The following is a 22,387-nucleotide window of genomic DNA, read 5'->3' on the forward strand; positions in this document are numbered from 1 at the left end:
AGTGATTATGGCCTGCCCAAAAGCCGTGGATTTAAAAAATTGCACCCCGATCCGCATTCACTTGCGCGCGCTAGTCCAGAAGGCTAAAGTCATTGAACTAGCTCGCGCTAGTGCTTTGCTTCGGTAACCACTTGACAATGGAGTCCTTCATGGCCGGACCGATCCCCGACACGTCCTCCTCGAGTGCGTCTCATCCGCTACCCGGTGCCCCCGGAGCCCTCGGCGAGGTAGTCGCGACCGCACCCGTGTCCGACAGCGATTCGAAGGTAGGTTCTCTCTACGTCTGGCTCATGGTGCTTGGCCAGTTCGGTGTGTTCATCGCCTTCATCACTCCGCTAGCCATCTCGATCTCGATCAGGCTGTCCGAGTTAGCTCCGGGACGTGAGGAATACCTCGGGTACGTTACGGGTGCGGGAGCCGTCGCCGTAATGATCACGGCACCCATCTTTGGGGTGTTCAGCGATCGCACGCGGACGCGCATCGGGCGGCGGCGCCCGTTCATGATTGGCGGCATGATTGTCGGCGTAGTCTCGTTGTTCGTCATGGCGCTCGCGCCGAGTGTCGTCCTGCTCGGCGTCGGGTGGGTGCTCGCGCAGATGGGTTGGGGCCAGGTGCTGCAGAACCTCCAGACTTCTATGGCGGACAAACTGCCCGAAAGTCAGCGGGGCCGAGTCGCCGGCCTTACGGGTTTCGCCACGCAGGTCGCCCCGGTCTTCGGCGTCGTCGTTGCCGGTGCCGTCTCCGGTAACCCGCTGCTGCTGTTTCTGCTTCCCGGTCTTGTCGGCGTCATCTTCGTGTCGCTGTTCGTGTCGCTGACAAAGGAGGCCGACACCCGAGGGGCTGTCTTCGGCGACAGGCTCTCCCTGAAGTCGCTCTTCGCCAAGTATCTTTACAACCCCCGCATGTACCCCGATTTCTCGTGGGTGTGGCTCGGACGCTTCCTCTTTTACTTCGGTCTGACTCTGAATACAACCTTCACCGCGTTTTTCTTCGCCTCGCGACTCGGCGTGACCGTCGCCGAGGTGGCACCCATCATCGCGACCCTTGGTCTCTTCGGCATCCTCGCCACGACGGCTGGTGCCATCGGAGGTGGCTTCCTCTCGGACCGGTTCCGCCGCCGCCGCAGCTTTATCCTGGGTGGAGGGACGGTGTTCGCCCTTGGGGCCATTCTTATGGCGCTGTCGACCGATTTGCCATTGCTCTACGCCGGCTCGCTCCTGACGTCCCTCGGAATCGGGACCTTCGCAGCGGTCGACCAGGCCTTGATCCTCGATGTCCTGCCCGACAAACAAAACGGAGCAGGTCGCTTCATGGGCATCATCGGCTTCGCAGTCTCGATCCCGCAGGCGGTCGCGCCCTTCTTGGCTCCCGTTTTCCTCGCCGTAGGTGCGTCAGCGGTCGGGGATAAGAACTACACCTTGCTGTATATCATCGCCGGCGCGTTCACCGTACTGGGCGGCCTCGTTGTCCTCCGTGTGCGCAGCGTCCGCTAGCACCGCCATCACCACGACCTGAGGAACCTCGACATGTTTCGACCCTGGACCGCCAGCTTCATCGCGCCCACCTCTGACGCCGGTCGCGCGGGTGCCCCGGCGACGTATCTGCGACGTGAATTCGACACCCACGAGAAGCCCGTCACCGCCACCCTCCACGTGACCGCTATAGGCCTGATCGAGGCCCACCTGAACGGGTCCGTAGTCGGCAACGAGGTCCTCGTGCCCGGCTGGACCTCGTACCGGCACCGTTTAGTCGTGAGTAGTCACGACGTCACCGACGGGATCACCGCGGGTCGGAACGTTCTGGGTGCGGTCCTAGGCGAAGGCTGGGCCCTCGGGCGCCTCGGTTGGGAGGATAAGCGCGAGCACTACTCGGACAGGTCGGCAGCCTGGCTGCAACTCGAACTTTCATACGCAGACGGATCGACCGAGGTCATCGTCAGCGACCAGTCCTTCTCGGCGGGTACCGGCGGCCTCGGCGTCAATGGCATCTACGACGGCGAGACGTTCGACGCCCGTGACGAGCAGTCGGGCTGGGATCGAGCCGGATTCGACGACGGCGCCTGGGGAGGAGTCGAGTCATTTGATTGGCCCCTCGAGGCGCTGACCGAGCCCATCGCGCCTCCCATCCGCCGCATCGAGGAGATCGCCGCGGTCGAGACTAAGAAGACCTCTTCCGGTAAGACCGTCGTCGACTTCGGCCAGAACGTCTCGGGCTGGGTGCGGCTGCGGGTGACTGGGGCGGCCGGGACAACCATCACCCTTCGCCATTCTGAGGTCATGATCGAGGGCGAGGCGGACTTCGAGACCGTACGGACGGCGGCGGCAACGGACCAGTACACCCTGAGTGGTGAGGGCGAGGAAATCTGGGAGCCCCGCTTCACCTTCCACGGCTTCCGCTATGTCGAGGTCGAAGGATGGCCGGGTGAACTGAAAACCGACTCGCTTACAGCCATCGTTGTCCACTCGCACATGGAGCGCACCGGGTGGTTCGAGACCTCCAACCCGCTGCTGAATAAGCTGCACTCGAACGCGGTCTGGTCGATGAGGGGCAACTTCATCGGGGTTCCCACCGACTGCCCACAGCGTGACGAACGACTTGGCTGGACGGGCGATCTTAACGCCTTCGCCCCAACAGCGTCGTTTCTATACGACGTGCGGGGTGTGCTCGGGTCGTGGCTGCTTGATCTTGCCGCCGAGCAGGCCGAGAAGGGCTTTGTGCCCTGGGTCGTGCCCGACGTACTTTCGACGCCCTCATCGCCGACCGCGCTGTGGAGCGACGTAGCGGTGAGCTTGCCGTGGACCCTCTACCGTGAATACGGCGACGCACAGATACTTGCCGATGCATACGGCTCCATGACGGCATTCATTCGACAGGTCGCCGGATCGTTGAGCGAGGCGGGGCTGTGGGACCGGGGATTCCAGTACGGAGATTGGCTCGATCCCGACGCGCCCGATGACAACCCGTCCGGTGGTAAGACCGACGCGCACCTCGTTGCCGCGGCTTATCTCTGCCGGACGACCCGGGAGATGGCCCTTACCGCCGAGCTGCTCGGACGGACCGACGACGTCGATGAGTTCGAGGCCCTTGCCCGACGGGTGCGCAGTGCATTTCTCGACGAGTACGTGAGTGCGACCGGTCGCGTGGTCAACGAGACGGCGACGGCCTACGCCCTGGCCATCACGTTCGACATTCTCGACGATGACCAGAAGGAGCACGCCGGTGACCAGCTCGCCCGCATCGTCGGGCGCAATGGATACCGCATCTCGACCGGGTTCGCGGGCACACCGCTCGTGACCGATGCGCTGTCATCGACCGGTCACCTCGCCGAGGCCTACCTGCTGCTGCTCGAGACGAGCTGCCCCTCCTTCCTTTACCCCGTCACGATGGGCGCCACGACGATCTGGGAGCGTTGGGACTCGATCCGACCGGACGGGACCCTTAACCCTTCGGGTATGACCTCGCTCAATCATTACGCCCTCGGGGCCGTGGTCGACTGGATGCACCGCACCATTGGCGGGCTAAACGCTGTCGAGGCGGGCTACCGCTCGATGCGGATCGCCCCGCAGCCCGGCGGAGACCTGACCTCGGCGACGGTGCGACACGACACCGTCTACGGCCGCGTCGCAGTGAGATGGTCCGTCTCGAACGGAACCGTCGACGTCGAAGTCACGATCCCGGAAGGCACCACGGCTGAAGTGGTGTTGCCCCTGCACCCCGACGGTTCTACCGTGTGGATCGAGGCGGGCACGCACCTATGGCGCTACGAGGTGGCTGTTGATGAGACCGGGGGCACGTTCGGGCTCGACTCCACGCTCAAGCAGATAACCGATCATCCCGCCACCTGGCGGTCGTTCACGGAGGCCTTTGCCCGCCACTTCCCGGGCATTCCGCTCGACGGACATGCCCCCGAGGCCGCGGGCATGTCCGTCGCGATGATGCTCGACTACATTCCCGGCGCCTCCTCGGAATTCCGTGCCGAGATCGAAGCCAGCCTGACCACAACGCCTTCTGGAGCACACGCATGACCATCGACATCAGCACCCTCACCCTCGAGGAGAAGGCTTCTCTCCTCTCAGGGCGCGACTTCTGGTCCACCAAGGCCCTCAACGAGGCGGGTATCCGTTCGATCGTCTTGACCGATGGGCCGCACGGTATCCGTCGTCAGTCGGGAGATGCTGACCACCTCGGCATCAACGACGCGGACCCGTCGACCTGCTTCCCGCCCGCGGTGGCGGTGGGTTCGAGCTGGGACCGGCTCGTCGCGGCGCAGGTCGGCGCGGCAGTCGGTCGGGAGGCCCGGGCCTTCGGTGTCTCGGTCGTCCTGGGTCCAGGCATCAACATCAAGCGTTCCCCGCTCTGCGGCCGAAACTTCGAGTATTACTCCGAGGATCCGCTGCTGTCGGGGGTGCTGGGCGCAGCTCACGTAACGGCTCTGCAAGAGATGGGGCCCGGGGCATCGGTGAAGCACTTCGCCGCCAATAACCAGGAACACGAGCGGATGCGCATCAGTGCCGAGGTCGATGAGCGAACGTTGCGGGAGATCTACCTGCCCGCTTTCGAACGAGTCGTCAAGGAGGCACGTCCCGCGACGGTCATGGCCGCCTACAACAAGGTTAACGGCGTCTATGCCTCACACGACCCCTGGCTGCTTACAGAGGTTCTGCGATCCGATTGGGGCTTCGAGGGGGCAGTGGTGTCGGACTGGGGAGCGGTCAGCGATCGAGTCGCCGGTGTCGCCGCCGGAATGGATCTCGAGATGCCTGGGAGCGGCGGTGCCACAGACCAGCAGATCGTCGACGCGGTTCACGAGGGCCGGCTCTCGGAAAGCGCGGTCGACGAGGCGGTACGCCGTGTCGTCACTCTGGCAGAGCTGCCAAGTGACTCCATGGGCCGGTTCGACGTCGATGAACACCACGCACTCGCCCGTCGCCTGGCGGCAGACTCCGTCGTACTGCTGAAAAACGAGGGCGGGACCCTTCCGTTTGCCGGAGCGCAGTCACTCGCCGTTATAGGACCGTTCGCCACGGAGCCTCGATTCCAGGGTGGGGGGAGTTCGCACATAAACCCCACGCGCGTTGACGTGCCTCTCGACGTGATCCGCGAGTTGGCGGCGGCACAGGGCGCGGCCGTCGAGCACTCGCCCGGGTTCTCCCTGGTCGATGACGACGAGGCCGAGTCGCTGCGAGCGGCCGCCGTGAAGGTCGCCGCCCGCTCCGACGTCGCCGTCGTGTTCGCGGGGCTCAGCGACCGTGAGGAGTCCGAGGGCTTCGACCGGGAGACCCTGTCGCTGTCGGTCGACCAGATCGCCCTCATTCGAGCGGTCGCCGTCGCGGCGCCGAAGACGGTGGTCGTGCTGTCGAACGGCGGTGTCGTGTCGTTCGAGGGCTGGCACGACGATGTCGACGCGATCCTCGAGGGCTGGTTGCTTGGTCAGGCCGCTGGAGGAGCTCTCGCGGACGTGTTGTTTGGCGTGGTCAACCCGTCAGGCCACCTAGCAGAGAGCATCCCGCTGCGTCTTGAGGATAACCCCAGTTGGGCGACGTTCCCTGGTGAACAGGGGCATGCCCGGTACGGCGAAGGCGTCCTGGTCGGCTACCGCCACTACGAGACAGCTGAAGCGCCGGTGCGGTATCCATTCGGCCACGGTCTGGGATACAGCACGTTCGAGACCATCGGGCTCGAGGTCGAGGCCATCGGAGACGACGAGGCGGTCGCCCGGGTCACCGTCGCGAACACGGGGGATCGGTTAGGCAAGCACGTGGTTCAGCTCTACGTCTCGGCGGACGCGGGCCCGGTGCGTCGCCCGCGACGCGAACTGCGCGCCTTCGAGAAGATCGAGTTGGCCGTGGGAGAGACACGGACCGTTGAACTGTCGCTCGACCGTCGTGCGTTCGCATACTGGGACGTCGAGGTCGATCGATGGATCGTGCCTGGCGGCGAGTTCGCGATTCAGATCGGCGTAGACGCCTCGACCGTGGTGCGCGAGCGATCGGTCACGCTTGTCGGTGACGACGTCAGCCGGCCGCTCACGATGGAGTCGACGGTCGGCGACTGGTTCGGCCATCCAGTCGTTGGGCCCGCTCTGATGCAAGGGCTCAGCGCCGGCATGACCCCCGAACAGCAGGAACAGGCCCTCGCCAACCCCGACGCGCTCAGAATGGTCGAGTCCATGCCCATGCAGCAGTTCATGGCATTCACCGGGAGCGCCTTCCCGCCCGAGGCACTCGAACAGCTCATGGCCATGAGCGTCACCGATACGCGCTGACCTTCGCTGAAGGGCCGGCGACGTGCCGATCAACTACTCAGGAGACAAGGAGACGAACGATATGAACGGTGCAGGCTGCATGAGTGCGATCGAGAACGCGACTCGGCGGCGGAGGGTCTTCGTGACAGGGGCGGCCGGAAACTGGGGACGAGCCGTGCTCGAGGCTTTTCGCAGCCGGGGCGACGACTTCGAAATCGTCGCACTGGTGCTTCCCACATCGAAGGACCTGGCAGTGATTCGACGCTACGAGGACATGGAGAACCTCGATGTTGTCTTCGGTGACCTGACTGACTACTCTGCGGTAGAGCAGTGCGTCCGGGGCGCCGACGTCGTGCTGCACATCGGCGCAGTCGTCTCGCCTTTCGCCGATGACCACCCCCAACTGGCGCACGAGGTCAACGTCGGCAGCATCCGTAACATCATTCGTGCCGTCCATGCGCAGCCCGACCCCTCCAGCATCGCCGTGGTGGGCATCGGTACGGTGGCGGAGACAGGCGACCGAAATCCCCCGACCCATTGGGGACGGGTCGGCGATCCTCTGCGCGTGTCGCAGTACGACGAGTACGGCCAGAGCAAGATCATCGCCGAGAGGGAGCTCGTCGAGTCGGGCTTGCCCCGATGGGCATGGCTACGCCAAACCGGCATCTTCCACCCCGGCATGCTCGAAATCCGTGATCCGATCATCACCCATTCCACCCTCGGTGGCGTCATGGAATGGGTTTCCGTCGAAGACGCCTCTCGACTTATGGTGAACGTGTCGGAAGAGGACGTCTCGGACGAGTTCTGGGGAGGCATCTACAACATCGGCGGGGGAGACGGCTGGCGGCTGACGAACTGGCATTTGCAGACGCGCATGGCCCAAGCCCTCGGCGTCGATGACGTCCGTGGCTGGTATGAGCGCAATTGGTTCGCCACACGCAACTTCCATGGGCAGTGGTACACCGACTCGGATGAGCTCGAGAGGATTGTACCCTTCCGCGGTGACGACTTCGACAGGGCGCTCCGCAGGGCTGTCGAAGCAAGACCCGCACTTCGCCTAGCCGGCAAGATCCCGGCCTGGGTGGTGAAAAAGATGGTGATGCGACCTCTGACGTTGAAGCATCGTGGCACCATGGCATACCTGCGCGATCGCGACCACGAGGCCGTCGAGGCGTACTTCGGTTCGCTCGCAGAGTGGAAGTCGATCGGCTCCTGGGACACTTTCTGGCCGTCACGTCCCAGCCGGACGCAAATCTTGTTCGATCACGGATATGACGAATCGGTGGCGGAGAGCGGATGGGATCGAGATCTTCTCAGAGGTGTCGCCACCCACCGGGGTGGAGAGCTGTTGACGACCGAACCGGTTACGGGCGCCATCGGGACCCCGCTCGACTGGCGCTGCGCATTCGGCCATGAATTCGCAGGTAGCCCCCGGCTTGTGTTGCGTGCCGGCCACTGGTGCCCGGTTTGCGTGCTCGATGTGCCCGGCTACCGGGAACAAGCCACACGCAATCTGTTCCTAGCGCAGATCGAGCTCGCTTCGCCGTCCGACGCGGGCAGGAGCCCCGCCCACGAACGTGAGGAACAGTCCCTCCGCATCGGCCTTCTTTAATTTCGAGTCCCCAGGCCATTCGCTGCGGGCCACCATGGCAGGCTGATGGCATGCGAATGGTGACGGACCGCTCTCCCCGTCGACTTCAAAGGTCCGGCTGGGAATGGCTCCTCGATCTCGTTGCGGCTGTGGCATTGATCGTAGAAGCCGTACGGCAGAGCACGGAGGGGACGTCGCTGCTTGAAGTCGGTGTTCTCGTCGTGGCGGTAGCTGCGCTTGTGATGCGGCGGCGGCTCCCGATACTCGCGGGCGTCATCGTCGTCATCGTTGCCGCTACAGTCCTTGCCCAACCGGCGGCTACTGTTCCCATCTGGACCGTCGTACAGGTCGTTGTTCTGCACCTTGGCATTCACGGTGGTCGACGAACCGCTCTGAGCGTGGGGATACTGGTCGGTCTTGTTCTTTACGTGGGCACCATCGAGGTATCAGGCCTGGGGGCGCTCGACCCGGGAGCCCTCATTTATCTGTCCTGGACGGCCGCCGTGGTCGGGACCGGGCTGACCATCAGATCCCATCGTGACCAGCTCACTGCAGTCGCTCGAACTGCCGTGGCAGTCGTGGCCGCCCGGGACAGCGACATCGAGCGGCATGTGGCCGATGAACGTCTTCGTATCGCGCGGGACCTTCATGATTCGGTTGCGCACAGCATGGCCGTCATCAGCGTCCATGCCAACGCCGCAGCCCACGCCTTGCCTGGCCGACCCGACGACGGACGCCGCTCCATCGCCGAAGTGCAGTCGGCAAGTCGCACAGTCATTGCTGAGATGCAGCAGATCGTGCGCCTTCTTCGCACGGACAGTGATGAATCGACCACGGAGGGGGCCTCGTTGACGGTACTCACTCCACGAGGGTTGATTGAGACGGCTCGAGCGCTCGGAACCACAGTGCATGCGCGGCTGCCTTCCGACGAGGACGTAGCCGCCCTAGATCCCGTGACGGCGACCACCGTGGCGCGCATCGTCCAAGAGGCGTTGACAAACGCCCGTAAGCACGGCGAGGGAGCTGTTTCTGTCATCGTCCACATTGACGACGCACGTGTCGACATCACCGCTGTCAACGCCCGCCCGGTGTTCCAAGTGGATGAGGAAGTTCGTACTCCTGGTGGTTTCGGTCTGGTAGGCATGCGAGAACGCCTCGATGCCGTCGGAGGGCGGCTAGAGATCCAAATGACCGAGCACCAGTTCCAACTCACCGCGACCGTTCCCCGTGTTGTGACCAAGGGGAACGCCTCATGATCCGATTGCTCTTGGTCGATGATCAGTCACTGATCCGCATGGGCCTTCGGGGCGTCTTCGACCATGAAGCCGATATTGACGTAGTCGGTGAGGCGAGCGACGGCGCTGAGGCCGTACGTCTGGCTCGTCTTCTATCCCCTCGAGTCGTCGTGATGGATCTGCGGATGCCGGTGCTCGATGGCGTCGAGGCGACCCGCCGCATCCGGGCGGCCGCCGACCTCGTCGACGTGCGGGTGTTGGTCGTGACCACGTTCGACGGGGACCGGGAGGTGATCGGGGCGGTCGCTGCGGGTGCGGACGGTTTTTTGAGCAAGAGCGCGTCCCCTGACGAGCTCTTGGCAGCTGTTCGCACAGTCGCCGCAGGCGACGTGGCTCTGCCGCAGGCTGCCCTGCGGGCCCTGCTGGGTGCGTTCGGGACGGCTCCTATCTCATCGGGTGCGCCTGTTGACCCTGTCCTTGCGGATCGGGTTGCTCTGCTCACCGATCGCGAGAGGGAAGTCGTCGTGGCAGCCTCGACAGGCGACGACAACGACACCATCGCGCGTGCCTTGTCGATCTCGCCCTACACGGTCAAGACCCACCTGAACCGGTCGATGACCAAGCTCGATGCCCGCGACCGGGGCCAGCTCGTAGCGTTGGCGCACCGGGCCGGTCTCGTGCCCGCGTCCTGACCGGGCCGACGTCTCACCTGCTGCCTCGTTCACCCCGTATCAGCAGGCGAGTACTGCCGATGCAGTACATCTCGGCTGCGACGACTGCGGCAGAGGGTCGGTCCACCCCGAGGACGACACTGCAGGTGCCTGCGGCGACGATTGAACGAGCGGTGATGATCGTCGTCATCCGGTCAGTCAGAAGGATTCCATGGCCCTGCTTCTCGCCCGTCTCGGGCGCTTCAGCGCAAGACATCGTGTACTCGTATTCATCGTGTGGGGGCTGGTCGGGCTCCTGCTCGCCACCTTTGCCGTTCTGGGTTTCGTCAAGCCTCCGGCCGGAGCGTCGAACGGTTTTGATGTACCGGGCACGGAGTCGAGTCGTGCCCTCAGCATCGTCGAGGAGGAATTTCCCCAGGCAGAGGCCCCTGACGACTCAGGGACTCTGCAGCTCGTCGTGCAGTCGCGCCAGGACGGCGCGTTGCTCGACGGTACAGGCAAGACGGCCGTCGATGACGCACGGGCTGACATCGCTTCCCTGGCTCACGTCGACACGGTTTCCGACCCCTACGACCAGGCATCGCCTTTTGTGTCCGCGGACGGCACCACGGCAGTCGTGGAAGTCGGATTCACTGACCTCGACACGGAGTCCGAAGAGGCGGCCGCGGCCGACATGGACCATGTCGCGGACACTGTCAGAGGCGCAGGCCTGACCGCTGAGGTCGGCGGCTCATTGTCAAGTGAGATCCCGGAGATCCTCGGCCCGAGCGAGCTCGTGGGGGCACTGGTCGCGTTCCTGGTCCTGTTCCTCACCTTCGGGTCCTTGATCGCTGCAGGTGCCAACATGCTGGGCGCCCTGGTCGGGGTGGGAGTCGGGGTGATCGGCATCTTCTCCGTCGGCGCGTTCATGCCCATCGGCACGGTCACTCCGATCCTGGCCGTGATGCTGGGTCTCGCTGTAGGAATCGACTACTGCCTATTCGTCCTGGCGCGCTACCGTTCAGAGCTGATGGACGGACGAGACGTCATGACCGCAATCGGCCGGGCGGTAGGTACGGCCGGGTCGTCGGTGACCTTCGCCGGTGCGACGGTCATCATCGCGCTCGTCGGTCTCAGTGTCGTGGGTATTCCGTTCATCACTGAGATGGGCATCGCCGCCGCCTTCGCAGTCGCCGTCGCAGTCGTGATGGCCCTAACGTTCCTGCCTGCACTCTTGCGCGGCATGGGCACCAGAGCGCTGTCTAGGAAGCAGCGCGCCGTACTCGCCGGCACAGCTAAGCCGGTGGTCGAGACACGGGAAAGAATTCCATTCGTCGACCGGTGGGCGGCACTCGTGACCAAACGTCGAGTGCTGAGCATCATCGTCGGTGTCGTGGCCCTCGGGGTGGTCGCCATTCCCGCCGCCCAGATGCGGACCACTCTGAGTGTGCCTGGTGGGGAGGATCCTGCCTCCTCCCAGCGTGCAGCCTACGCGATCGTCGAGGACGAGTTCGGTGGTGTTCAAAGTCCTCTTGTCGTCCTGGTCGAGGGGACCACTGTGTCGGACCGTCTCGACACGGTGGTCCAGGAACTGCAGGGACTCGATGACGTCCAGCTCGTGGTGCCAGCGGCCACGTCAGCTGACGGCACCGCGGCCCTCGTGCAGGTCATCCCGAAGAGCGGCCCGATCGACGATTCGACCAGGCAGCTGGTCACGGACATCCGGGACGACGCTGACGGCATCTCGGGGGTCACGCTGTCGGTCACCGGTGAAACTGCCATCGGGATCGACTCCGACGCAGCCTTGTCGAAAGCGCTGATCATCTACGTCGCCCTGATCGTGGGTCTGTCTTTCGTGCTGCTGGTTCTGCTGTTCCGGTCTCTGTTGGTGCCGCTCATCGCGACTCTCGGTTATCTGCTCTCGCTGGCAGCGGGACTCGGGGCGACCGTCGCAGTGTTCCAGCTCGGGTGGCTGGAGTCCGTGTTCCCTTCTCCGCAGGGCGACCCTCTGCTGAGCTTCTTGCCGATCATCGTCGCGGGAATCCTGTTCGGCCTTGCGATGGACTACCAGGTCTTCTTGGTCTCGCGGATGCATGAGGCATACGAGCGCGGATACACGCCGCGCGAGGCGATCCTTGACGGGTTCGGCCGTTCGGCGCCGGTCGTCATCGCCGCAGCGGCGATCATGACGGCCGTGTTCGGGGGTTTCGCCCTGGCGGGGTCATCGCTCGTCGCGTCCATCGCACTGGGCTTGGCCGTAGGTGTCGTCGCTGACGCATTCGTAGTGCGGATGGTGTTGGTGCCCGCGACGCTGGCTCTCCTCGGTCGCGCCGCCTGGTGGATGCCCCGTTGGCTGCAGCGAGTACTACCGCGGATCGACACCGAGGGCCACGCGCTCGATGCTGTGGAGACCGAATCGGTCGCACACGCCCCTGCCCGCACCGCGTGACGGCTGGATTCATCTGACGATGGCGCCCCTGAGGTATCCCTTTTTCAAAGGATCCTCGGGGGCGTCGTCCGTTTCATCACGCCGATTGTAGGTGCTCGCCTGAGGCGTCGTGTCGGCGTAGAAAATGCAACTGCTTCTCGGACTAATGCCCCAGGGCAGGTCTCGCAGCGTTCTTCAGAAGCGCCTTTCAGCAGCTGTCCGGTAGGGAATCGTTAACCGAGATCAGTTTCGGACTGATCTATCGAGACAGCCGGCGCTTCGGAACTGTGGGGGAGTGACTGGCTTTCGCCGTCTGGCGCTGACCGATCATGTATTGAGACAGTCTTGAAGCAACTGCCTGCGCCGATGGAGTTGAGGTTGGCCGTCGAATTTGCAGAGCCGGCGCGGGTAGAGACAGCTCGGACTCACTCCCATCTGCGTCGAGGAAAAGGCGTTGGTACCGATGCTTTGGAAGTCCTGCCGGACTGTGGTCAGAGGAGGTCGATGGTGTCGGGCATTTGGGGTGTCGTCAAATCCGACGACGCTGAGGTCGGTGGGGATGCGGAGGCCTAGGTCGTCGTCGGCGTGCAAGGCTCCGAAGGCCATGGCGTCGTTGGAGATGAACAGCGCCGTGAGGTCTTGGTCCGCCAGGAGGGTCACGGCCGCGGCGTAGCCGGTGTCCTCGGACCGCGACCCCGTTACGACGTTTACAGACGACAGACCGGCGGCTTCTCAGGCATCGGCCCAACCACGGTGGCGCTGATGGGCTGCAGCAGATCCGGCCGCTCCGCTGATGTGCCCGATGTGGCGGTGGCCAAGGCTGATCAGGTGACGGGTGGCGAGGGCGCCGCCAGTGTTTTCGGCGCAGTTACCCACCATGATCGTTGCGACTGTTCGTTGCCCGCACTGCGGGCCCTTTTCATAGTGCATGGCGTTCCCCGCTTGACAGTGAGATGCAGGTTATATGGACGTTGCCCACCGTCCTTGGCTTGATGCACGGTCACTGATGGTCAGTGACAGCGAGTCGTTACCCTGCATGTGGGCTCGCTGTCCGGGTCACCCGAATGTCCCGGACAGCGCCCTCAAGGTGAGTCCTGCATTGTCGGCCTCGGTTCAGGAAGGTCAACAGGTGAAGATCTGCACCTAATTGCGGACCATACGCGGGACTTGGGAAAGGGGCAAGACGGCATTTAGGAGGACGATCCGCCTGCCGCATATCGGCGTTTGTTAGCCGTGATCAAGTGGAGGGGACGACGAAGCGCCCAGGACAATGCGTAAACCTAGGGATTACTCCAGTGTGGTGTAGCGATTAGGGGCTAACGGCGACGAAGATGCTCGGCGACTGCGGCTCGCCAGGATTGGTCGTAGGTCGTCGTCCCGGAGGTGCTCGTGATGACGTACTGGCCTTGGTCGTATCGCAGGCGCCCGTGTCCAACTCTCTGGCCGCCGAGGTGTTCAGTGATGACCCATGAAGAGGGCCCGTCGTAGCTGAGGCTGATGGGAAATCGCAGCTGTCTGTTGGTCACCAGCAAGGGTGGGTCAGCCGGTCGAACGGGAAGCCGCGGCGGCTGTGACGCTTCGGGTGCTGACAAGAGTGCCCGTTCTGTTCCTTACAAGAGCGCGTGTTCTGTTTTTTCTGATGAAGAGGCGCGCTCTCGGGTTCAACCCAAACCTTTCACGATGAGACGGAGAACCCTCCCCAGCACCAGGGTGCAAGGGAGAGCCCACCGGGAACGCGGGCCCCGGCCCCCGTGGTGCGGGGGTGTCGGGGGCCGGGGCCGGCGTCGTCGCGGGAGGAGTCGGTGACTACTCGGTCGCGACGGTGATCTTCGCGACGCCGACGAGCATCTCGTCCTGGACGGCGTCGGTGTTGAAGGTCTGGTTCAACAGCGCGGCCGCGTCGGGGCTGATGTGCACGGTGGTGCCCTCGAGGACCGCGTTGGTGCCGTCCATCTGGAGGGGCTTCAGGGTGCCGCCCCAGAGGTTGAACAGGTAGGCGTCCTCGGCGACGACCTCACCGTTGGCGGACACGGTGCCGTAGAGCTTCGAGGCGCCCGGGTCGATGCGGAAGTCGGTGAGCTCGACGGTGGTGTCACCGGCGGTCAGCGACAGGCCCGAGCCGTCGTGGTCGATCTCGCCCTGGACGTAGGGGCGCACGTCGCTGGCGGGGTCGTAGTAGTCGACGTTGCCGCCGGTGATCGGGAACGCGAACGTTCCGGTGTCGGCGTCGAAGGTGCCGGTGCCGACCGGTGCCGGGGTCAGACCCAGCGTGGTGAGGGCCTCGACGAACGACGCGTCGACGGTGACCTCGGTGTCGACGCCGTTGGAGAGGTCGGCGAGCGAGGCGACCGGGGTGGCCTCGGCGCTGGGCTCGGCCGAGGCGGAGGTCGTGGACTCGGTGGAACCGCTGTTGCTGTCCATCGAGCACGCGGCGAGGCTGAAGACGAGGGCGCCGGAGGCGACGATGCCGAGTCCGACCTTGGTGATCTTCTTGCGGGAGAATGCGTTCATGATCAGGTCCTTTTCTGTGATTCCCGGTGGGGATGTCAAGGGTTCGCCACCACCGCCATGGAAGTTTGGTGCGTTACCCGAATGAGACTTTCGCAGGCCTAGCGGTCGAGCACGGGTGTAAAGGGCACCTCGGCGAACAGGGACTTTTTCACCGTCTGGTAAGACAGGGGCACCATGCCTGACGACAACGTGTCCCACTCGCCCGCCCGTCCTGTTGCTCCAGGCCTCTTCGCGGAGGACAGCTCCTTGGAGTCCACCCGTCTTGGGGAGATCCTCCGTAAGGAGACCGTGGGAGGCATCGTCCTGGTCATCGCGGCGGTCGTCGCAGGTGTACCGACCGGAGAGCGATCAGGGGACGAGTATCGCTCCGGCATCCCGCTCTCGTGCCGGCGTCAGTGTCAGCGTCGACGCCGATCACGACGGGTACGTGCAGTCCAACGATTGGGATCGGCTCGTCTCCTGGGCTCGGGAGCACGACCAGATCATCGATATGGTCGCCATGCCCGGCGACCATCTCATCGAAGGTGACCGTCTGCTGACGGTCGCACTCCGAGATGGGGACGGTCGCGGGGGCCTGCCCGAGGACGAGCTGGAACGGCTCCGAGCGATGGTGATCCAGGGCGCAGCGCGGACGCCGTACCAGGACGTCGGTTTCGCCCTACAGCAACTCGTCGAGATCGCCGTCCGGGGCCTCGCCAGCGGAACGAACGACCCGTACACCGCCGTGAGTGCGCTGGACCTGTCCGCGACAGCACTCGTTCCGGTGTGGGGGAGGCGGCACGCGATCACCGCCTACCTCGACGAGGAGGGCGTCTCTCGAGTCGCACCACGCTGGCCGACCCCTGAGGAACTCGTCGACACCGTCTTCGAGGGGGTCCTCACCTACGGGGAGGAGCATCCGATCGTGCTCGAGGCGGCCCGGCGGCTGGCGGCCCGCCTCGACGCCGTCGCTTCACCTTCCCGGCGGGAGCACCTCGCACCACTCGTCGCGCGCCTCAACGGCTCCTAAAAAACTCCGCCGCTCCCACTTCGGTCGCTTCCGAGCTCAGGTTCGCACGGCTGGCATCGCGAACACACGTTGCTGAACCTCGACTGAATCGAATGAGGAAGAGACCCTAAGAATTGGCACCAAAGATCCGCCAGGCCGGACAATTTTAAAGAGCTCCAAATCCCAAAATTGGGATCCAAGTTGCACCATAGGGCCCAGGTCAAAACTTAAACGCGTCTATGTAATTGTTCTAACGTCTGCGATTGTTCCGTTACGACTGGCGGATGCTCGCGGACTGATCCGAAAGGTCCCTCATGAGCGACGCACCGGCAGCACCCGCCCTCCTCCCCGACGACGACTTCGTCTTCGAGCCCGACACCTCGTCGGGGAGGGTGGTCGCCGCGATCTACGCGATGCAGGACGCCGCCGCGCTGTTCCAGGCCAGGCTCCGGGCCAAGGTCGACATCGGCGCGAACGAGCTGGTGGCGGTGCAGTACCTCGCCCGACTCGAGATGCAGGGGATCGAGGCCCGACCCAAGGACCTCGCCGCGACCCTCGGCGTGACGAGCTCGGCGGCGTCGATCATCGTGACGCGGCTGGTGGCGCGGGGGTACGTCACGCGGCAGGTGACCCCGCACGACGGCCGCGGGCAGGTCCTGGCCCTGACGCCGGCGCTGCACGATGTCGTCCGGCGGGCCAGCGGCGGCGGCAGGCTCGGAGCGCTCGGGCAGGTCACGAGCCTGTCGGACCGCGAGTCCAACCGCATCGTCGCACTTCTGAAACACGTGACAATGACTTACTCGAGCCTGGCAAGCGATGTAATGAACGAGCCAAAGACGTAAGACAGTGAGAGCGCCTCGATGCCAGGTGATGCTGTCGGCCGAAATAGCAAGGTCCCAATTCACACCGTACGAGCGAGACGACTTGACTTCGTTATAGGGCGATGGTCATCGCCGACATACGAGGGTCCAGATGTTCCGGCCTCCTTCGTGGGAGTAGTCGAGGCTCTGGAGGCTGAGCAGCGCGAGCGCGAGGCCCCGCCCGTCCTCGTCCTCGAGGTCGGCCATCGACACCGAGCTGAGGTCGATCTCGGCGGGCAGGCCGTTGTCGTTGAAGACCGCCGTCAGGCGCTCGTCCTCCGCCCGGAGCTCGAGCGTGAAACGGCGGCCTTCGCCAACTGTGGAGTCCTCGGCGGTATCGGCGCGGATCGAGTGCTCGATGACGTTCGCGGCGATCTCGACGATGGCGGTCTCGAACGGGAAGCGCACCTCCATCGAGTCGATGCCGAGGGCGGACCACCAGGCCTCGAAGGTGTTCTGCACCAGGTCGATGCTCTCGGGCACCGCGGCCACGTCGATGACGCTGACGCCGTCGCTCTCAGTCATGGAGGGCTTCCTCGACGGAGGCGCGCGGCTCGAAGAGGCTGTCGAGGTTGGTGAGTTTCAGAACCATCGTCACCTGCTCGGTCGGGGCCACGAGGCGGAGGTCACCACCCGCCTGGCGGGCCGACTTGAGGCACGACACGAGGGCGCCGAGCCCGGAGGAGTCGACGAAGGTGGTGCCCGAGAGGTCGACGACGATCAGGCGGTCGCCCTTGCCGAGCTGCGTCACGATCGTGTCGCGCAGCTGTGGCGCTGTCGAGAGAGTGATACGACCTTTTGGTCGTACGACGCTCGCGTCTTCACGCAGGTCAGTCGCTATGTCCAGCAAAACGGCATCCTGTCTATTGGAAAGAGGTGACACAGCCGACGCCCCTTGTCAGCGGCAGCGGTTGTTAAGACCGCAATTTAGACCTACGCGCGGTCCCTCATGCGGACACTATTCTCTCAGCTCAGTATCGGGCCGCTGCCACCGGTAGGTGTGGTGCTTCTGGATCAAGTCCATGATGGCCGCCTTCGTCTGAGCTTTTCCTCCCCAACATTTGGGGTCGGAACTGGCACAGGGAGTTCCATGTCGCCGTGTCGCAAAGGCCTCTAACCTTGTGTGATGACTACCCCTGCGACAGCTCCTGGTGCCGGTGACGAACTCCGGCCGAGCGTCTGGGGTGGCGCCGGCCTCCTGGGTCGCATCATGTCGACCACGTCACGAGGGCACCTGCCGCTGCTGAAGCAAGGCTTCGTCTTCGTGCTCGTGTTTGTGGCAGCAGTGCTGAGCGCCGCCATCCCATGGTTGATAGTCAGCAACCTGTGGGCCATGTGGACAGGCGTCGCCTTTGCGTTGCTAGGTGCCGGCTTCGCGGGTGTGGCGTCCTGGAGGCCGAGTCTTCTTCGGTGGGAGATTGTCATCCCAGCAGCAGACTTCGTCGCCGTTGGTCTCCTTCGTTACGGCACCGGCGACGACCGGTCGCTGTTCTTGCCGATCATCCTGCTGGCGATCGTCTGGATCGCGGTCTGGCCCGGACGAATCAGCGTGCTGTGGCTGCTGATTGGTGCGTCCGTGACGCTCCTATTACCGTTCGCCCTCGACCCCTCCGGACTCGAACGTAGCGAATTCGTTCGACTCGCGTTCGCGCTCACGATCTACAGCACGATCGGTCTGGCCATTAATGAGCTCGCTCGGCAGGCACGAGAAAAACTCGACCTGTCACAAGAACAAAGGCGTGTCATCGAGCTCGAACTTGGCCGCGCTGCGACCGTGCAGCAGTCCCTGTTGCCGCCGGACTCGACGATTTTGCCGGACACGTTCGCGGTGCACGGGGCGTGCGTGCCGGCCCGCACGGTCGGAGGCGATTTCTACGACTGGTATCGCACCCCCGACGGTATTGCGCTGACCGTTGGAGACGTCATGGGCAAAGGCGTAGGAGCCGGCATGATCGCCGCCGCCGTCCGATCCGTCCTTCGCAGCTCTATCGACAACCCCGACCCGGCAGCTGCCTTCGAGCGAGCCTCGGTCGGAACTTCCACAAGCGACATCGGCCCTGACGTCCAGTTCACGACCTGCTTCCATGCGCGCATCGATCCGTCCGGCATGATCCGATGGGCTGATGCAGGTCACGGGCTGGCGATGATTCGCCGCGCAGACGGCACGATCGATCACCTGCGCTCATCGGATCTCCCCGTCGGGGTCGGAACACTGTGGACCACAGCGACGGTTCAAGCCCAGCCAGGTGACATCCTCGTCTGCGTCAGTGACGGCGTGCTCGACCTTTTCGAGGACGAACTCAACGCCCTCCGCTACTTAGACGTCATCCTGACGGAGATGAATGACCCGGCCGTCATCGTTCAACGCATTGTCACTCTTGCCGGCGAAGAAGACCGACCGGACGACGTCACCGTCGTCGCAGCATCGTTTGCTCCATCCCGAGTCTGACGCCGCGGAGAAGCGACACAACAGGCTGCCGCATCCCCATGGCTCACGCCATCGTTTGTGATCCCGGAATGGCATCACGGACGCGCCTTCCGGAAGGCAGAGAATAAGAGTGGGACGATGGCATATGGTGAACGCTGATAGTGACGCTCTAGTGACGCTGGAGCTCCTCGACGCCTTCGGCGCACGCCCCACCAGGTCGCAAGTTCTGGAGGCGTTCCACGAGCTGACTCGAGCAATGTCGCTGATGCGAGAACGAGCAACGCGACCAGAGGCCGCCCTCGAGAAAAGTGCAGGTGAAGGAAATCATCTGACGCTCATGGCTGGGCTTATCTCTGACGGGCTGGACCTATGCCTTTCCGAAGAACGAGCGGCCATTACGATCCACCTAAGTATCACGCGTGCGTGGCTCGCACGCCAGGGCTTCCAGGCTTGATACGCGGCAACGCTAGCGCGATATGGTCGGCCATACATCTCGCGAACCAGCAATGTTCTCCGAATGTGGGCGGGGGAGGCCTACGTCACCGCTTCGTGATGACGATGCCGGTGAGTTGAGCCCCATAGGGGGTTTTGGAGTAGAGATCGGTCAAGACCTCGCTCAGGGTAAGGCGCGTGATCCACACTCGTATGACATCGCGTGTGGGGCGTACGTAAATGCCGTAGCCGGTCACGGCTCAGCTTCCTTTCCTGGCTGACAGTCAGGGTGGATGGTGCAGCAGATCACAGTGCCAGCTCTGACTGTGGGTGAGTCCTTTTGTAGCTAATGGGCGGCGTTGAACGCGTCGCGGAGAGCCGCGGAGACACGGCCTCGGTCAGAGACGTCGTGACCATTGATCCTGGCCCACTCGCGGATTTTCTGCAGCTCCGCCGAAGTCGACTTGGTTCGAGAAGAAGCGCTGCGGGCTGTACGACCGGTTCGACGTCCAGATGCGATGTAAGGCGCAAGCGTGTCATGGAGGTCTTGCGCGTGAGCGTCGCTGAGATCGATTTCGTAGGTGATTCCGTTTAGCTGGAAGGAAACAGTCGATCCTTCCCCGTTGGGAACAGGTGTTCCATCAAGGTCATCGACGAGCTGTGTGAAGGTCTTCCGGGCCATCGTGTTCCTCTTTCTACCTTGGTGCTGCGCGACGCACGCATAGCTACTTTTTCACGCCCTATTGCCTGGCGCATTTGGAAGAATCCTCACTAGCGGGCTCTTCGAGGAGATTACAACGATAGCAATTCTGTGGCTCTGTGTTTCGAGTAAGTACATCGTTGCGCGACCGTGGTGGCTAGCTCTTAGAGGCTGTCGAGATGGGCCAGACGTAGTCGAGGTCATCCGGATCGTCGCCAAACTTGTCTCTATAGAACTCGGCGTTCTTAGCCAAGAGCTTGGAGCGATGCGACAGGTGGATGTCGTCTCTACCGAGCCAGGGGGGCATGCTGTAGGTCTTCGACCGGTAGGCGGCTGCATCTCGTGGGGCTTGGTCCAATGTGGCTAGCGTCTTGATCAAGCAGCTGTCCTGAAAGCCGCGCTCGGTCCACGCTGCGCACGTCGCCGCCTGATAGGCCATGAGCGCAGGCCGGTAACCGCGCCACATCGCCGTCGCGGGGTGGCGCTGCCACCCGTAGCCGGGAACGGTGAGAGCGCGCATGACCTGGAGAGTTTCCACGCGTTGCTTGCCCAGGCGGCGATCGTCGAGCACCGAGACGCTGTCGTGGAAATCTCGGTAGGGCAGAAACGTTTGCATCCGACTAATCAACACGGCCGAGGTGCTCCCTGGCTGCTGACATCACGGGGGTAGCCGCTGCGGGGTAAAACACCCGACAGGGTCGGTGGCCTCTTCGCTGTCATGTGGCGAACAGGTATCAGAAGGCGTACCGGATGCGGCAGTAGGGCATCTTCTGTGCAACAAGCTCCGTGAGGGCTGCGACGCCTGTGGCTTTCAAGTCGCGGCGGTAGCGGATGTTCTCGGCCCCGTTCTGTGACGTCTTGGCTTCTTGGAGTCGGGGCTCCCAGAGTAGATCCTCACCCTTCGGATGCCATCCGAGATTGACCTCGTGCAGCGCAGCGTTGTGAGTGAGGAAGATCACCGCCGCCGCCAGCTGCTGCTTGGCTGCGGGGGAGAGGACATCGTCGATCTGCGTCAGTAACGCAGACCAGTCACTTATCCAGGACGGGGTCATGATGACGGGGGAGAAGTTCAGGTGCACTTCGAAGCCCGCTTCGACAAAGTCGTTCACGGCCGCGATGCGCTCAGACATGGGACTGGTCCGCAGGTCGGTCACCTTCGCAGTCTCCGACGGCATGACCGAGAACCTGATGCGAGTGCGCCCTCGTGGATCCCAGTCCAGCAGATCGCGATTCACCCATTTCGTAGCAGACGATGCTTTCGCCGTGGGTGTCATCCGGAAAAGGTCGCACATGTCTCGAACGTTGTCGCTGATTGTCGCGTCCACTGAACAGTCGCTGTTCTCGCCAATGTCGTAAACCCACACGTCCGGGTCGCATTGGTTCGGATTCAGCTTTGGACCCTGCTTTTGCACGTGCCTCGCCACGTGGCGTGTGATCTGCTCGATGTTCGTGAACACGGTGACGGGATTGCTGTAGCCCTTCCGCCTCGGCACGTAGCAATACACGCAGGCCATCGCGCAGCCGTTGGACAACGATGGGGCGATGAAGTCCGCAGAGCGACCGTTCGGGCGCGTCAGGACACTCTTTTTCGTTCCAAGGACGAGGGCTTCTGTCTTGATGCGCACCCAACGTCGGACATTCGCCTCGTCGCCGTGCAGCTCAGGAATATTCCAATGCGATTCGACGGGCACGACGACGGCGTGGGGCCACCGGCTGAGTATCTCCTGCCCGCTAGCCGAGGCCGCAGCTTCTGGTTCGGCGTAGATGCGTCGGATATCAAGAAGCGGGAAGTAGTCATCCCCACGGGTCTATCGGACACCACTGACTTTGCCGACGTGCGCGAGAGATTCGATGACACCAAGGCTCGAGACGGGGAGAACCAGGGTTCAGATCTGCTTCTCCCCGCGCAGCCAGCATAGGGGCCAGAAGCGTCGCCGACTACTGGACGTAGAAACGGCCGCAACGAGAGTGCTCCTCCTTGCGGCCGCGCGCCCCGCAGGTGTATGTCCTGCGCTCTGATCCTGGCGCTCCCCCTCCAGGGTGCCAGCACGAGGTGCTGTCCCAACGGGGTTAGTTTTAGGGCCGTAATGCGGGGTCTCGGCGATTACGGCTTCCAACCACTGTAGCAGAGATGATTTATCCTCAAAAGCATGGCGTGTGCGATAAAAATTGAGGGACAAGTGGCTCTCCTCGGAGGTTCTCCTCTCAGAGCAGTTCGCTTTGGCTTCACGAATGCCGGCGCCTTGCATGTGCAGGGGAGGGGTGGGTTCTCGCCATGGGCACCGACAGCAATTCAGATACCCGGCACGAGTTCTAGGAC

The 22,387-nt window shown here is 63.5% G+C and carries 17 protein-coding genes; 10 read left to right on the forward strand and 7 right to left on the reverse strand.

Going from position 1 to position 22,387, the window contains the following annotated elements; translation table 11 throughout:
- The first annotated feature begins 245 nt into the window (after positions 1-245).
- From ACZ6JE_RS02525 to ACZ6JE_RS02555, 7 genes are all read left to right on the forward strand, one after another.
- Positions 246-1,493, forward strand: coding sequence for an MFS transporter (locus ACZ6JE_RS02525; protein ID WP_464318125.1), 1,248 nt, complete (start codon positions 246-248; stop codon positions 1,491-1,493).
- A 33-nt stretch (positions 1,494-1,526) separates the two neighbouring features.
- Positions 1,527-4,025 carry a family 78 glycoside hydrolase catalytic domain gene (locus tag ACZ6JE_RS02530; protein ID WP_464318126.1) on the forward strand — a complete coding sequence of 833 codons (2,499 nt, stop codon included), beginning with the start codon at positions 1,527-1,529 and terminating at the stop codon, positions 4,023-4,025.
- Positions 4,022-6,265 carry a glycoside hydrolase family 3 C-terminal domain-containing protein gene (locus tag ACZ6JE_RS02535; RefSeq protein ID WP_464318127.1) on the forward strand — a complete coding sequence of 748 codons (2,244 nt, stop codon included), beginning with the start codon at positions 4,022-4,024 and terminating at the stop codon, positions 6,263-6,265. Before ACZ6JE_RS02530 ends, ACZ6JE_RS02535 begins: the two co-directional genes overlap by 4 nt.
- A gap of 22 nt (positions 6,266-6,287) precedes the next feature.
- Positions 6,288-7,856 carry an NAD-dependent epimerase/dehydratase family protein gene (locus ACZ6JE_RS02540; RefSeq protein ID WP_464318128.1) on the forward strand — a complete coding sequence of 523 codons (1,569 nt, stop codon included), beginning with the start codon at positions 6,288-6,290 and terminating at the stop codon, positions 7,854-7,856.
- A gap of 128 nt (positions 7,857-7,984) precedes the next feature.
- Entirely contained in the window at positions 7,985-9,091 is a 1,107-nt protein-coding gene (locus tag ACZ6JE_RS02545; protein ID WP_464318129.1) for a sensor histidine kinase, read from the forward strand.
- The gene (locus ACZ6JE_RS02550; RefSeq protein WP_464318130.1) at positions 9,088-9,762 is read left to right on the forward strand and encodes a response regulator; all 675 of its coding nucleotides are present in this window, start codon (positions 9,088-9,090) and stop codon (positions 9,760-9,762) included. Before ACZ6JE_RS02545 ends, ACZ6JE_RS02550 begins: the two co-directional genes overlap by 4 nt.
- 190 nt (positions 9,763-9,952) lie before the next feature.
- Positions 9,953-12,169, forward strand: a complete 2,217-nt coding sequence (locus ACZ6JE_RS02555; protein WP_464318131.1) for an MMPL family transporter — start codon at positions 9,953-9,955, stop codon at positions 12,167-12,169.
- Between the two features lie 306 nt (positions 12,170-12,475).
- On the opposite strand, the gene ACZ6JE_RS02560 is transcribed toward ACZ6JE_RS02555, so the two are convergent.
- Complete coding sequence (locus ACZ6JE_RS02560; protein ID WP_464318178.1) at positions 12,476-12,868, reverse strand: substrate-binding domain-containing protein; 393 nt, start codon at positions 12,866-12,868, stop codon at positions 12,476-12,478.
- A gap of 1,086 nt (positions 12,869-13,954) precedes the next feature.
- Positions 13,955-14,659, reverse strand: coding sequence for a hypothetical protein (locus ACZ6JE_RS02565; protein WP_146857137.1), 705 nt, complete (start codon positions 14,657-14,659; stop codon positions 13,955-13,957).
- A gap of 328 nt (positions 14,660-14,987) precedes the next feature.
- On the opposite strand from ACZ6JE_RS02565, the gene ACZ6JE_RS02570 reads away from it, so the two are divergent.
- Entirely contained in the window at positions 14,988-15,668 is a 681-nt protein-coding gene (locus tag ACZ6JE_RS02570) for a DUF2254 family protein (RefSeq protein WP_464318132.1), read from the forward strand.
- Positions 15,669-15,961: 293 nt separating this feature from the next.
- Positions 15,962-16,489 carry a MarR family winged helix-turn-helix transcriptional regulator gene (locus ACZ6JE_RS02575; RefSeq protein ID WP_464318133.1) on the forward strand — a complete coding sequence of 176 codons (528 nt, stop codon included), beginning with the start codon at positions 15,962-15,964 and terminating at the stop codon, positions 16,487-16,489.
- A 105-nt stretch (positions 16,490-16,594) separates the two neighbouring features.
- Here the strand turns inward: ACZ6JE_RS02575 and ACZ6JE_RS02580 are convergent, their stop codons facing one another.
- Together ACZ6JE_RS02580 and ACZ6JE_RS02585 are read right to left on the reverse strand one after the other, a co-directional pair.
- Entirely contained in the window at positions 16,595-17,032 is a 438-nt protein-coding gene (locus ACZ6JE_RS02580) for an ATP-binding protein (protein ID WP_464318134.1), read from the reverse strand.
- On the reverse strand, positions 17,025-17,390 hold the full coding sequence (locus ACZ6JE_RS02585; RefSeq protein WP_464318135.1) for an STAS domain-containing protein: 366 nt from the start codon (positions 17,388-17,390) through the stop codon (positions 17,025-17,027). Before ACZ6JE_RS02585 ends, ACZ6JE_RS02580 begins: the two co-directional genes overlap by 8 nt.
- A 327-nt stretch (positions 17,391-17,717) precedes the next feature.
- Here ACZ6JE_RS02585 and ACZ6JE_RS02590 point away from each other — a divergent pair, with 327 nt between their 5' ends.
- The gene (locus ACZ6JE_RS02590) at positions 17,718-18,956 is read left to right on the forward strand and encodes a PP2C family protein-serine/threonine phosphatase (RefSeq protein WP_464318136.1); all 1,239 of its coding nucleotides are present in this window, start codon (positions 17,718-17,720) and stop codon (positions 18,954-18,956) included.
- 757 nt (positions 18,957-19,713) lie between these two features.
- On the opposite strand, the gene ACZ6JE_RS02595 is transcribed toward ACZ6JE_RS02590, so the two are convergent.
- The 3 genes from ACZ6JE_RS02595 to ACZ6JE_RS02605 form a co-directional block, all read right to left on the reverse strand.
- Entirely contained in the window at positions 19,714-20,049 is a 336-nt protein-coding gene (locus tag ACZ6JE_RS02595) for a histone-like nucleoid-structuring protein Lsr2 (protein ID WP_464318137.1), read from the reverse strand.
- A 175-nt stretch (positions 20,050-20,224) separates the two neighbouring features.
- Entirely contained in the window at positions 20,225-20,683 is a 459-nt protein-coding gene (locus ACZ6JE_RS02600) for an MSMEG_6728 family protein (RefSeq protein ID WP_464318138.1), read from the reverse strand.
- A 118-nt stretch (positions 20,684-20,801) separates the two neighbouring features.
- Complete coding sequence (locus ACZ6JE_RS02605; protein ID WP_464318179.1) at positions 20,802-21,842, reverse strand: spore photoproduct lyase family protein; 1,041 nt, start codon at positions 21,840-21,842, stop codon at positions 20,802-20,804.
- Positions 21,843-22,387: the final 545 nt, after the last annotated feature.

This window comes from Frigoribacterium sp. AC759, assembly GCF_979256015.1.